The sequence below is a fragment of the Collimonas arenae genome, assembly GCF_000786695.1.
GTDB classification, from domain to species: Bacteria; Pseudomonadota; Gammaproteobacteria; order Burkholderiales; family Burkholderiaceae_D; genus Collimonas; species Collimonas arenae_A.
Map to the genome: position 1 here is coordinate 3329992 of NZ_CP009962.1, position 13533 is coordinate 3343524.

The 13533-nt window shown below is 57.4% G+C and carries 8 protein-coding genes; 4 read left to right on the forward strand and 4 right to left on the reverse strand.

Annotated elements, in window-relative coordinates; all coding sequences use genetic code 11:
- Nucleotides 1-81: 81 nt before the first annotated feature.
- Complete coding sequence (locus tag LT85_RS14680; RefSeq protein WP_437177300.1) at nt 82-5925, reverse strand: alpha-2-macroglobulin family protein; 5844 nt, start codon at nt 5923-5925, stop codon at nt 82-84.
- 137 nt (nt 5926-6062) lie between these two features.
- A complete protein-coding gene (locus tag LT85_RS14685) occupies nt 6063-6398 on the reverse strand; it encodes a hypothetical protein (RefSeq protein WP_038490029.1) in 336 nt (111 codons plus the stop codon).
- A 515-nt stretch (nt 6399-6913) separates the two neighbouring features.
- Here LT85_RS14685 and LT85_RS14690 point away from each other — a divergent pair.
- From LT85_RS14690 to LT85_RS14700, 3 genes are read left to right on the forward strand one after another with little or no spacing between them, the layout of a single operon-like run.
- Complete coding sequence (locus LT85_RS14690) at nt 6914-7246, forward strand: ArsR/SmtB family transcription factor (RefSeq protein ID WP_038490032.1); 333 nt, start codon at nt 6914-6916, stop codon at nt 7244-7246.
- Complete coding sequence (locus tag LT85_RS14695; protein ID WP_038490037.1) at nt 7243-7677, forward strand: YeeE/YedE family protein; 435 nt, start codon at nt 7243-7245, stop codon at nt 7675-7677. The genes LT85_RS14690 and LT85_RS14695 overlap by 4 nt, the downstream gene beginning before the upstream one ends.
- A gap of 1 nt (nt 7678) precedes the next feature.
- On the forward strand, nt 7679-8125 hold the full coding sequence (locus LT85_RS14700; RefSeq protein ID WP_038490039.1) for a YeeE/YedE family protein: 447 nt from the start codon (nt 7679-7681) through the stop codon (nt 8123-8125).
- A 29-nt stretch (nt 8126-8154) separates the two neighbouring features.
- Here LT85_RS14700 and LT85_RS14705 read toward each other — a convergent pair whose 3' ends face one another.
- A complete protein-coding gene (locus LT85_RS14705; protein WP_038490042.1) occupies nt 8155-9603 on the reverse strand; it encodes a DHA2 family efflux MFS transporter permease subunit in 1449 nt (482 codons plus the stop codon).
- A gap of 1042 nt (nt 9604-10645) precedes the next feature.
- On the opposite strand from LT85_RS14705, the gene LT85_RS14710 reads away from it, so the two are divergent.
- Nucleotides 10646-12643 (forward strand): protease pro-enzyme activation domain-containing protein, encoded by a 1998-nt coding sequence (locus tag LT85_RS14710; protein ID WP_052135203.1) that lies wholly within the window; start codon nt 10646-10648, stop codon nt 12641-12643.
- A 153-nt stretch (nt 12644-12796) separates the two neighbouring features.
- Here the strand turns inward: LT85_RS14710 and LT85_RS14715 are convergent, their stop codons facing one another.
- A complete protein-coding gene (locus LT85_RS14715; protein ID WP_038490046.1) occupies nt 12797-13516 on the reverse strand; it encodes an acid phosphatase in 720 nt (239 codons plus the stop codon).
- Nucleotides 13517-13533: the final 17 nt, after the last annotated feature.

The following is a 13533-nucleotide window of genomic DNA, read 5'->3' on the forward strand; positions in this document are numbered from 1 at the left end:
GCCGGTAACCCTGCCCCTCTGGCGATACAGCGTTCTTGTCGTGATCGCCGATATCGCCGAAAATCGCGTTTTGGTTCAAACTCACTTCACCATCCATTTCGGATTAGGCATCTCGCCAAACATTTCCGGCGCATACATCGCCTCTACCCGGGTTGGCGGCAGGCTGAACTCACCCGGATTATTGAGACGGAAGGTATAGGTCATGGTGAATTTACCCTTAGGCACATACTCGTAGTAACTACGGAACGCTTCGAAGCTGCGCTCTTCGTAGGCCAGCCATGCGCTGCCGCTTGGCCGCTCGCCGGTGGTTGCAATCGCCGAATCGCGGCCCAGGCCCGAGCCCAGCAAGGTAGCGCCGGCCGGAATCGGATCGGTGGCGACTACCCATGTCATGTCGGTCTGCGCGTCGATCTCCAGATCGATACGGAAGATATCGCCGCGGCTGTATTTGCCTTTTTCCTTTTGCTCGACCGGAACGATGCTCTTGGTGATCCGGTAACCGCTTGAGAACGGCTTTTTCAGCGTCACCGCCGCCAGGCTTTGCACGGTAATCCACGGCGCACCGCTGCCAGCGTGGTTCAGTTTCAGGTCCGCAGGCGCCTTGGTGGCTGGCCACGGCAGTTGCAGCTTGCCGCCTTCGGTTGTAACGGCGCTTGCGGCCGCTGGCCAGTTGAAGCTTTGGCTGCCAACCACGGTTGCGCCCTGCTCCAGCGACACCTTGGTCACGCCGGCGACTTTTTCAGCTTCGAATTTCTGACCGAATTTTTGCAAGGCAAGGCTACCCCACACGTTGGCGGTGGTGGTTGCCCAGTGACCGCGCACCTGCCGCTGAATGGCGCCATTGATCAATTTCGGCATATCTTCTTTCCATGCCGGGTTGTCCAGCATGGTCAGCACCAGCCTGTTGGCATTGACATCGGCACTGGCCATCAGCCACCACCAATAGTCGTCGGTCTCAGTCGAAAAGCCCATACGCGTACTTTGGTAATTCAGGCGAGCACGGATAATCTGGTCTGCTTCTGCCAGGCGTTTGGCGCGCTCGGGAATGCTGGACACGCGTTGCAAGATATTGATCCAGTCCAGCACCGCCGAAGTCGGCCACAGGTTCGGTGACAACTGGATCGAGTCCAGCATTGCCGGCCGTACCCGGTCATAGCGTGACAAGGCTTCCAGCGCCGCCAGCTTGCGCACGTCCAGATCTTTCTTGGGCGACCAGAAATCGCGCGTGATCTTGCCTTCGACAAAAGCCGCCAGGCCATCCAGCATCTTGTCGCGGCTTTGCTGCGGAATCGCAAAGCCGGATTCTTGCGTGATCGCCAGCAAATACGCGGTCAAGGTATCGCTGCCGCGCCGCGCGTTGCTTTCGGTCGGCGGATAGTAGTAAGCCAGGCCGTCGCTGTCCAGATAGGTTGGCAGGTCGTTTGCCACCTTTTGCCATGCCACGTCGTCGCGCAAGCCGATTGCACGCGAAGTCTTTTGCTCCAGGCAGGAAAATGGATAATTGACAAAATAACGGCGCAATCCTTCGCTATTACCAGCCAGCGAAGGCGACAACGACACTGCCAGCCCGCCGCGCCCCGGCAGGCCATCGGCCGGTGGCGCCACCGACATGCTGAACGGCTTATCGAGCTGGAACATGGTCGCCTGCTGCACCGTCACTGGCACTGCGGGCACTACCCGCTGGGTGAACTTGATGGCGTCCTTGACCTTGGGGCCGCCTTGTTCCTGGGCGTTGATTTCCCATACCAGCTGCGGCGCATCCGGCGGCACGGTCACCGCCCACACCAGCTCGCGCGACTCGCCAGCCGGGATGCTGATGTCTTTGGCTGGTAATGGCGCTGTCAGGCCTGCTGCCTGGGCGGTAGCATTGACTTGCATCACACGCGTGGTGGTATTGCGCACCGTGACCATGGCGCTGAAATCATCGCCTTCACGCACCAACGGCGGCAGACCGGAAATCAGCTGCAAATCCTGGGTAGAACGGATACTCACCGCGCCGGTGCCGAACAGGCTGTCGCCGCTTTGCGCCACTGCGACTATCTTGAAGCTGGTCAATGCGTCGTTCAACGGCACGTCAACCTGCGCCCGGCCATTGGCATCCAGCACAATGGCAGGTTTCCACAGCAACAAGGTATCGAACAGTTCACGCGTCGGCGATTTACCGCCGCCGCCGCCGGCAGGGATCGCCTTGCGGCCGTAATGGCGCTTGCCGACTACCTGCATCTGCGCGGTCGAGGTTTCTACGCCGTAGCTGCGACGCTGCAGCATCGCCTGCAGCAAATCCCAGCTCTTGTTGGGTTCCAGCTCCAGCAAGGCTTCATCCACCGCCGCCAGGGCGATTTCAGCGCCGGCCGCCGGCTTGCCGTTCGGCAGGTTGACCTGGATATTCACCTTGGCGGTCGTGCGGATCGCGTAACTAGGCTGGTCAGCCTTGACCGTCACCGCCAGCTGATTGGCTGCCGCGCCGACCGAGATTTCAGCAATGCCGAACTTGTAGGCCGGTTTGGCAAGATCGACGGTCGCGCTTGGCGCCTGGTATTCCTTGAACTCATGCCACCAGTTCAACGGCTCTTTCCAGCCCCAGGTAAAAAAGGAATACCAAGGCACGTCGCGCATGCGGCCGCGCACCGCCAGCACCGAGACAAACACGTTCGGCGCATAGCCGGCCTTGACTGGCAGGCTGAAGGTCGGATCCTGGCCGTTCAGTTGCAGCACCTGGGTTTCAATCACGCCTTCGCGCTCTACCGCGACCAGCACGGTCGCATAACGGAACGGCATGCGCACCTGGAACTTGGCGGTTTCGCCGGGTTGATAATTCTTTTTCTCCGGCAAGATATCGATGCGGTCCTGGTTCTCGCCATCGAACCAGAGTTCTCCCTGTTTGGTCACCCACACCGAGCTGGTGGCGAGCGAGATCTTGCCGCTATCGTCCTTGCCCTTGGCCGTCAGTTCGATGTTGCCCGGTTCCGACAGTTCCACGGTACAGATCATCAGGCCGCGAGCGTCAGTCTTGCCGGAACAGAGTGAACCGAGATCGCTGCCGGTAGTGGTGTTCTCATAGGCGTAGAAACCGCCCACCATACGCTTGCGATACGAGTTGGTGCGTTTGGAAGAACCGCTAATGTCAATCGATACGCCGCTTTGCGGCTGGCCTGCTGCGTTCAGGGCGACCGCGGTCAAAGTCAGTTTTTTCTTCACGGAGACCCACTCCCCCGCTTTCAGACCAACCACCACCGCTGCTGGCCATATCGGCGTGACGCTTGAGACAGTCTGAATTTCGCCGTTCGGATCGGCAAAGGTCATTTCCGTCAGCAGTTCCTTCGGCGCTGTAATGGCCGGCAAATCCTTCACCACCGTCTTGCCGCCGCCGTTCTTGTCTAGCGTCACCGGCAATTTATCGGCAACGATTTTCTGGTCGTCCGCCGCATTGTCTTCATCGTTCCTGGCTGCCGAAAAGGAATAGCCGTCGTAGGCAGAGAAGCTGACGCCTTTGCTGCGCAACAGGCTGGTGACATGCACCGACTGGCCAGACGCACCGCCACCGTTCAGGTAGTTCAACTGCACATCCAGCGGCACTTCTTTCGGTGCGATCAGGCTCTTCGGCGGCGTGATCCGGCCCTGCAACAAGGGCAGGCGGAACTCTTCAACCCGGAAACCGCCGGTGCTATAACTGCGGCGGCCGCCGTTGTTATCATCCTGATCACCGCTGTCATTGCCATTGTCGCCTTCGGCACTCGCATTGCTATTGTCGACGACGCTCTTTACCGTTCCGCTGTCGAGCATCACTTCATAGCTGCCTAGCTTGGCTTCCTTGGGTATCGCGAATACGGTTTCGGCATTCTTCTGGCCGCGCCAGGTCAGTGCAAACTGGTATTCCTGGCCGCTGCCCTGATGGACGATGCGTACCCGGGTAGGCAATTTGTCTTTCGCCAGCAAGCCGAAACCCTGCATGGTTTCGGTACGGATCACATGTTTCATCGACACCGTTTCGCCGGCACGGAACAAAGTACGGTCAAATACTGTGTGTGCGCGTACGGTGGAGGCCTTGTCTGTATCCGTCGGCAAATTGAAGCGCCATGATTCGATGCCGTTGTTCCAGGAGGTCAGCGCAAAAGCCATGTCGGGCCGGCCTTTTTCATCGGTCTTGCGGGCGCTGACAAAGAATCCGGAGATTTGTCCGGATTCAGATTGCTCGCCATTGCGGCAAATATCATCCGGAAACTCCGGCACCATGACGATCCCGGTTTTATCCGTCTTGCCGCGCCACAGCTCGGTGCCGCGGCAATCGGAAATGCGCACGTCGGCGTCGCTGACCGGCTTGGCGTTGTCCAGCGTGGTGACCCACACCGCGCCATTCTGGCGGCCGATCTTGACGTGTACCGAAAGGTTGGTCACCAGCGCGCTGGTCCTCACAAACATCGGCGCGGCTTTACCTAGCAAGGCGGCGCCAAGCTTTTGCGATTCCAGCTCGACCACGTAGAAACCCGGATCCTTGAGCGGGATACCGATCACTTCGAACGGCCGGATGCCATCCTTGGTTTCCGGCGACGGCGGCAGCGCCAGGGTCTTTACCCCGGCTTGCTTGGCCAGGATGCCGATGCTGCGGGTTTCGACCGGCTGCTTGTTGATGGTGATGGTGCTTTCGTGATAGCGATTGAGCTTGGTCAGCCAGGCAATGATGCTCTGGTCGTCGGTGACTTTCAGGTTGCTGACATTGCCGGGATGGATCTTGCCATCGGCGCTGCGCGCAATCATGCCGGCCTCGACGCTGCGCAGGGTCACCGGTAACGTGGCGTCGGCGTTAAGCTCGATGATGCCGAATGGCGCGGAAGGAAATTTAGCCAGCGGCGGATAATCCGCCATGCGGGTCTTCATAGGGAATGCAGCGGCATTTGATAAGGGACGGCCGCTTTCGTCCTTGAAGTCTCTTGGCAATTCGATGCTGAGTTCCGATTTCTCGGCGAAAGGCGGATTGAAGGTCAGCCGCGTCACCGTATCGTCGGTGTCGTTTTTTTCAAAGAACGGCTTCAGTTTGCCGTTGGCGGCGTTCACGATGACATTTTCCGCCAGCTTGCGTGGCACCGGCGAGGTGAACAATACGCGCAGCGGCAGAATCGGCGCGCAGGCCGCATTCGCATTCTCGCGCTCGCAGCTGAAACTGGCCGTAAAGGTTGGCCGCACCTTGAACTTGAACACTTGTGGCTGGCGGGTGGCGACGCCCGACGGCGTCATCACGCCCTTGTCCCAGGTCAACTGGACTGCCCCATCGTTGGGCAGGCGCTGTTGGCATTGCAAGGTACTGACGCGCTCTGGATTGATTTTTTCGGCAAAATGATCAAGCAGATCCTTGCGCACCGGGCCGGAGATCATCTTGACCGGAATCCGCTCATGGACGCCTTCGGCTTCGCAATAGACGTGTTGCAAGATACTGTCGCTGGTCGCGGCGCCGTTTTGCACCAGGATGAAAATCTGATCTTCATCGATGCCATCGTCCGACGGCATGACATTGATGACGGCAGGACCGCCGGTATTGAACTGGAACACGGTCTTGCCGGACACCGCAGCACCCGACAACAATTTGAAGCCTGGCTTCAGCGTAAAGCTGCAGCGTGTGCCCGGTCCGACGTCGCGCACGAAATCATAGATCCAGTTGCGCTCGTCGGCCCAACGGCCGCTGCCGGCCTCGGCGCAGTTAATATCGAACGGCATCGGCGCCTTCGGATCGCCGAATTTGACGGCGGCCTCCGAAAAATTGACGCGCACCTGGCGCACCTGTGCGATGTCGCCCTGCGGAGAAAAACTGTTGATGCTACCCGCGGCGGCATACGCCATCTGGCTGAGCAGCAACGCCATGAGCAGCGCGAGGACATGCAGGATATTTCGAGCGCCCCTCGGGAGCTTGCAGGCGAAAAAAAACAGCCCCATAAATTTCATGGCGCTGCCGCTTGGTTCTTTGCGTTCGATCGCTGGTCGCATGGACGTCCTCAGACTAGGAAAACATGACAATGGCGGTTCGCTTGCTTTGGGCTTCGCCGCCATTCTTTTTTTAAAATTCGACTGCGTCAAGCCTGACGCCCCGCCACAAGATTGATCAGCATGAACAGACCGATCGCACCTGCAATGAATGCCCAATACTGCATTTTTATGAAAAATAAGGAATGATCCGGTTTTAAAACCACCTCCGCACCGCTTTGTTTATCAATCAGGATCCTGTTCTTGAGCGGCGAGTTGAATTTATTTCCGACCTGCCAGATCGCGGCTGCGGAAATGAACATTCCGAGTGCAGCACCAAAAGCGACCGGCAAACCGATCTTGTCAAAAACCGTAGTCGTCAATACTACTATCAATGCTGCAATGACGATAACCAATAAGCCCCAACCCTTCCAAATCACGATCATTTTTTCGTCCTGTCTTGAGGCGGATAAAAACCTCTATCCCGAGTAAGCACAACATAAAACCAGCCGCTAAAGGGCTGGTTTCAAAGTTTTGTGCGATTGAATTAATTGCAATTTATTTGTTGCAATTCTACAACTTATTACATGGGATTGCGACAACTAAATTTTCACGATTAGTGGGAGATGATCAGCATTGGCAGGGGTTCAAGTAGATGCGCTCCGTCCGATGCCAGCGATCGCAAATGATCATTATCCCAAGTGGGTGAGCGCGATCCGTTATCGATCCGAATACGGATGTTTGCTGTGACGTTAAAGCCTGTTGTTAGTGTCGCTGTTAAAGCCCGTTATCAAGCAACCTTCCGGCAAAAGCAATAAACGAATTTATGCTCGCTTCCGCCAGGCGGACGATGTGATTCCTTTTCATGCTCCATTTCATGCTTCAATCAATATATCAAAATACATTATGTCTTAATATATAATTTAAATTGACACATTGAAAGGCAAAGGATTATCAACCAATGGAAACGCCCTCTCCCGCTGCGCTCGACGCGCTGCGTCATTCCGCGGCAAAGTGCTGCGCACTCCTCAAGGCCATGGCGCAGGAAGACCGCTTGCTGCTGCTATGCCAGTTGTTCGAAGGGGAGCATAACGTCGGTGAACTGGAAGCCTCGATAGGCCTTCGTCAACCGAGCCTTTCGCAACACCTCGGCGTGCTGCGCGAAGAAGGCTTGGTCAACGCACGCCGTGAGGGTAAATACATGTACTACAGCCTGGCGAGCGCCGAAGTCCTCAGCATTATGCAGACATTGTCGAGCCTCTATTGCGGCAAAACCAAAGGGGGCATGAAATGAGTATCGATCTTGCGCACTTCACGCCGATCGCGGCGCTGGCTGGCGGCCTGCTAATCGGTTTTGCGGCAATGCTGCTCGTGATCGGAAACGGCCGCATCGCTGGCATTAGCGGAATCCTTGGCGGCCTGTTCAACGCACCTCCTGGCGACCGGGTGTGGCGCATCGCGTTTGTGCTTGGGCTGCTCGCTGCACCCTGGCTATTCAAATCTTTCACATCGCTACCCGTCGCAACAATTACGTCATCGCCGCTAACGCTCGTTGCGGCCGGCCTGCTGGTCGGCATCGGCACCCGCTACGCGTCCGGCTGCACCAGCGGCCACGGCGTATGTGGCCTGTCACGCGGCTCAGTCCGTTCGCTTGCCGCCACCGCGACATTCATGGCGACGGGCTTTTGCACAGTCTTCGTCATTCGCCATCTGCTGGAGCTGTGACATGCTGATTCTCAACGCACTACTGGCCGGCATGATATTCGGCATAGGACTGATCGTATCCGGCATGGCCAACCCTGCCAAGGTACTGGGCTTTCTTGATCTGGCCGGGAATTGGGACCCATCGCTAGCGTTCGTTATGACAGGTGCAATCGCGATCAGCTCCATCGGCTTCGCACTTGCACGGCGACTCAAGCAGAGCGCATTCGGGGCGCCAATGTCGTTGCCGACAACGACGCGCATCGACCGCCGCCTGCTCGCCGGAAGCACCCTGTTCGGCGCCGGCTGGGGCCTCGCGGGATTCTGCCCAGGGCCGAGCCTGGTGAGCCTCGGCAGCGGCGAGCCAAAAGCAATATTATTTGTTGTTGCCATGCTCGCCGGCATGATGATTTTCTCTCTGGCCGAACGACGTTCTGTCCACGCTGAAGAAACAGACAAGGCCTCTCAGTAGCGGGCAAAGCTGCCCGCCGCTCAACCTAGCTACCGCGTGACGGCGTTACTTTGTTTCGACTGCGCGCCACCGCCAAGGTTGCTGCCGGCATTCCTCGCCAGACCGCGATAGCCGAGCACGGTAATCAGCGTCAACATCGCCGCCATCACAAAGGCCCAGTGAAAATCGGCCAGGACGAAATGCGCTTCAGGAGCAGCCACATCAGCGTCGCGGAAATAGGCCGCAACCCGCAATGCCAAAGCGCCGAACGCAATGCCCATGCCGATCGTCATTTGCTGCGCCACGCTCCACAAGGTGCTGGCGGAGCTCTTCTGCGCTTCGCCGATATCAGCATAGGCCAGTGTCGCCAGCGTCGAAAATTGCAAGGAACGCGCCAGGCCGTAGATGAACAAGGTGATTAATATCCATGCCAGCGGCGTCGACGGCGTCAGCCAGCTGCAGGCAAATACGAACAGCGCGGCAATCGTCACGTTGGTCACGGCAACGCGACGGAAACCGTAGCACCTGATGATGCGCGTGGTGAACATCTTCATACCCAGATTGCCGAGCGCGCTAGCCAGCAGCAGCAAGCCGGAACGAAATGCCGACAAGCCGAAACCGATCTGGAACAGCAGCGGCAGCAGATACGGCACGGCTTCAATCCCGATGCGGGTGGCCGAACCGGTGATGACCGTGACTGAAAACGTCGGCACCTTCAATGTCGAAAAATCGAGCAAGGGATGTTCGCGCCCCAACGCATGGCGATAGGCAATCACGCCCAGCACAATGCCGGCCGCCACAAAACTCAACGCGACGACAAAATTGGCTTCCATGTGGCTGGCCAGTTCGGTGCCGTACAACAAGGAGGTCAAGGCCGCGCCGCTGAGGACAAAACCCAGCATGTCGAGCGGCCGCCGGTTGTCGCCGCGTTCATTGGGAACGATGGCAATCACCGCGCTCAGGGCCGCTATGCCAAACGGCACATTCATCAGGAATATCCAGTGCCAGGACGCATAGGTGGTGATAAAGCCGCCAATCGAAGGACCGACCACCGGCGCGACGATGGCTGGCCAGGTAATGGTGGAAATCGCCTGCATCAACTTGTCTTTGCTGGTGTTGCGCACCACGATCAGGCGCCCTACCGGCACCATCATCGCGCCGCCTATCCCCTGCAGGATACGGGCCGCGGTGAATTCAAACACGCTGCCGGACAGCCCGCACAGTATCGACGCCAGTGTAAAAATCACGATCGCCGAAGCGAACACGGTGCGCGAACCAACGCGGTCGGCAACCCAGCCGCTGACCGGGATGAAGACCGCCAGCGTCAGCATGTAAGCGGTCATGCCCAGGCTTAATTCATTTGGACCGACATGAAAGTCGCGCGCCATCTGCGGCAATGCCGTCGCAATGATCGTGGTATCCAGATACTCCATGAAAAAGGTGGCGGCGACGATGAACGGCAGCCAGTGCAGACGCGACTTGGCTTGTACTGCTTGCATGAAAACCTCTTCGAAAATAGGCGGGGTGCGTTACGGCTAATCGCTCGAGTATACAAAATATGTTGCGATCACGGGTCGCGCCACTCATGCACACCCAAGCAGTGGTCCAGCCATTTACATGAAGCGCAGCATGACGCACTTGTGACCGCCGCTCAAGCACAGCCAGCCTGGCTTTACATTCAAAAAACCATCTAGTTTTACATTCGAAAATTAAACAGATCTGTCTGTTCTCTGTTACAAAATAAAACGATAAATTACATTGCCACATGGAAATATTTGCTTTACTCTGAATTCCCAACAAGCCTGAATTACTTTTCGAAACATGGTGCATAAGGGCTGCTTTTTCTCTGACCAGGGACAATAAAAAGAGAACCGGCTGCCGCTGTCAATCCTCAAGGGGAAAGCAATATGCCTTGCGTTAGATACAGATCAGCCGTTCCGCTTTTTCCAACATCGTTATTCGACGATGCCGCACGCCTGCCCTGCTTCACCGCATTGCCATCGCCGCCACTGCATGCCGCCGCCGTAACGTTGCGGCCGCCAAGCTGACGGCTACAGTATTCGTCTCGTCGTTCGCATCACGTCACTCCCGGCATCTGGATAGATTGGCCAGTTTGTCCAGCCAGGAGCCTTAGAGGCTGTTGCAAAATTAACCTGGCGTTGTTACGTCGGGGCGGCCATCCGCTCCTAGCCGTACTGCTCGTACTGTCTTCGTCGGCGCGCCTAGCCATCTTGATTTTGCAACAGCCTCTTAGCAAGTAGCGCCTCCTGGAACAAGCAGGCGCACGCCGTCGAAGTTTTCACCAATGTTTTCAACACGCCAGGCAGATGCTGATCTGTCGCCGGGCGCGTGCGCCGTATCCGCAATTTATGCGGATACGGGCAACAAGGAATTTCGCCACAACGCCAGGCCGCATTGACGTTGCGGGAAATTGCGACTTCCCTTGAGAGCCTTACATTTCAGGGGAATGCATTCACTGAGCAGATTCCGCCGACCACCGTCGGCAGGATCACTTTATCCCTAAAAAACCGGAGTAAAGTAATGACATTCAGATCCAACTTTAAAATGCTGGCGCTCGCGGCGATGACGATTGCCGCGTTCGCCACAACCGCTCACGCGGAAACCTGGGCGCCTACCGCGACCAAGGCCACCGCTGTCGCAAGCACGGCGCGAACCGCTGTGACGCATATCTCGGCCATGCAAGCCGGCGCCCTGACTCACGTGGTGGTGGCGCTGAAACTGCGCAACAAAGCGCAACTGGATCAGCTTACCGCCGACCTGATGGCTGGACGCTCGCACAAGACGCTGTCTAGCGAAGACTTCCTGCGCCAGTATGCACCTACCAAGGCGCAAGTCCAGGCCGTGGTCGATCATCTGACGCGTACCGGCTTTACCAACATCACCGTTTCGGCCAACAACCTTCTGGTTAGCGCCAACGGTTCCGCAGGCTCGGTGAAATCGGCATTCAATACCGAACTGCATACCTATAGCGTGAACGGCCGCAGCGCTTACGCCAACGTCAGCGATGCTGCCGTGCCACAAGCACTGGGCGGCATTGTGCTGGCGGTGCATGGCCTGCAAACGGTGCATCTGCATCACACCATGCTGAAGAAAGCGAACGTCAGCACCAACGCCAGGATACAGTCGGTAACCGGTCACAGCCCTACGGATTTTCCGGCCATCTACAATGCAGCCGGCCTGCCTAGCGCGAGCAATGCCACCATCGGCATCATCACCCAGGGCGACCTGACGCAAACCATTGCGGATCTGAACACCTTCACAGCTAACGCCGGCTATCCGCAAACCAATGTCTCCACCGTGGTGATCAATGGCGCCAGCAGCGATACTTCCGGTATCGATGAATGGAACATGGATACGCAAAGCTCGCTGGCAGCGGCAGGCGGCACGATCAAGCAAATGATCTTGTACGCAGCCAACACCTTGAGCGATGCAGACCTGACTTCGGCCTACAACCAGGTGGTGATCGACAACAAGGCGCAAGCCATCAATGTCTCCCTGGGTGAATGCGAAACCGACGCGCAATCGTCGGGTATCACCGCCAGCAACGACCAGATCTTCCAGTCTGCAGTGGCCCAAGGACAAACATTCTCGGTGTCGTCGGGTGACTCTGGCGCCTATGAGTGCGGCACTAGCGCCACAACCCAAAGCTATCCTGCGGTATCGCCGTATGTGATTGCAGTCGGCGGCACACAGGTGAATACAGGTTCGAATAATGCCTGGTCGTCGGAATCCGTCTGGTCTTGCTCGGATTGGCAAAGCTGCCAGCAAAGCGCAAGCGGCGGCGCCGGCGGCGGACCAAGCACTACTGAGCCTGCACCTAGCTGGCAAGTCAGCGCAGGCGTGCTCGGTTCATCTTCCAACCGCGGCGTTCCTGATATCTCACTCGATGCCGATCCATCAAGCGGCGCTTTGGTGCTGATCAATGGTTCCCAGAACCAAATCGGCGGCACCAGCCTGGCAGCACCGTTGTTCACTGGCTTCTGGGCCCGCGTCCAGTCGCAAAACAATAACAGCCTGCCGTTCCCTGCCGCAGCGATCTATCAAAAAGCCGCCGCCAACCCAAGCATGTTCCACGACATCACTTCGGGTAACCAAGGCTATGCTGCTGCACCAGGATGGGACTATGCCAGCGGTTACGGCAGCCTGAACGTCGCCAACTTTGCGTCGGTCATCGGCTCCGGCGGCACAACGCCACCACCACCACCACCAGGCAATGTCCTGAAAAGTGGCGTGCCAGTGACAGGTCTCGGCCTGCCTAGCGGCTCCAGCAAAGTCTTCACCATCGTAGTTCCTGCCGGCCGTACCAGCCTGACGTTCAAGACTTCCGGCGGCAGCGGCGATTGCGATATCTATGCAAGTTTCGGTTCCGCACCGACTACCAGTTCTTATCAAAAGGTATCGGACGGCTCGACAACTTCCGAGTCCATCACCTTCCGCACTCCGAAGGCAGGGACTTACTACCTTCTGCTCAATTCCTATGCGACATTCAGCGGCGTAACGCTGGTTGCCAATGACTGAGCCGGATTGAATTGCAATGGTGTACGGGCATGATACGAGCATCAAGCGAGTATGAAGCGATGCCCTGGTAGAGGAAACGGCGATAGCGCCGTTTCCTCCATCAAATACAATAAATAGCAGAACCAGCGTCAGTTCATCTTGATCCGATAGAGTTTATTTGCTTCCCACCGGCTCCGGACTCAGTTCCAGCACATTCCGCAACTCTTTCCTGGCAGCTTCGAAGGACATGTTGAAATCGTCGCGTGCCTGCAACCTGGCGGCGATGACGGTACCGGCAATCCGTCCTGCCTCGATATCGGAACGATAGTGCACGCCACCAATGACGCGGTTGTTGGCATATTCTGCGGCACGCGCCATGATTTCCGCGCGCTTCTCCGGCACCATGTTGGCCAGCACGATACCCATCAACGTGCCGCCTGTCGCGTGCCCCGAGGGATAAGAGCCGGAATGGGACATCTTGACCACTGGCTTGACCTCGCTGCTATACAGGTATGGGCGCGGGCGCTTCCAGACATCCTTGTATGTATCGACAACGGCGCCTTCCGATGCTTCCACGCGCTCGAAGAATTTCGCAAATGCCGGCAGTTGTTCCCGCTTGAACCTGACGCCCATCACATCGGCAAAACGCCAGATATTTTCTGTCGCATCCGCTTGGGAGCGCGCCACCATTTCCGGTGTGCGCGAAGCTTGCAGGGCGAGAATTTCCCTCAGCTCTTCCTTGGTCTGGAGCGAGTCGTTGGCCGGTGGTGGAGGCAACAGCTTGATCAGGTCGATTTCCCTGGAGGTGATGAAAGGATTTTCTTCTTTCGCCAGCACAGATGCGCTGCAACCGACAAAAGACATGACCAGGAGGGAAGCGATGAACTTGCGCATAAAGAGGACTTTCAGAT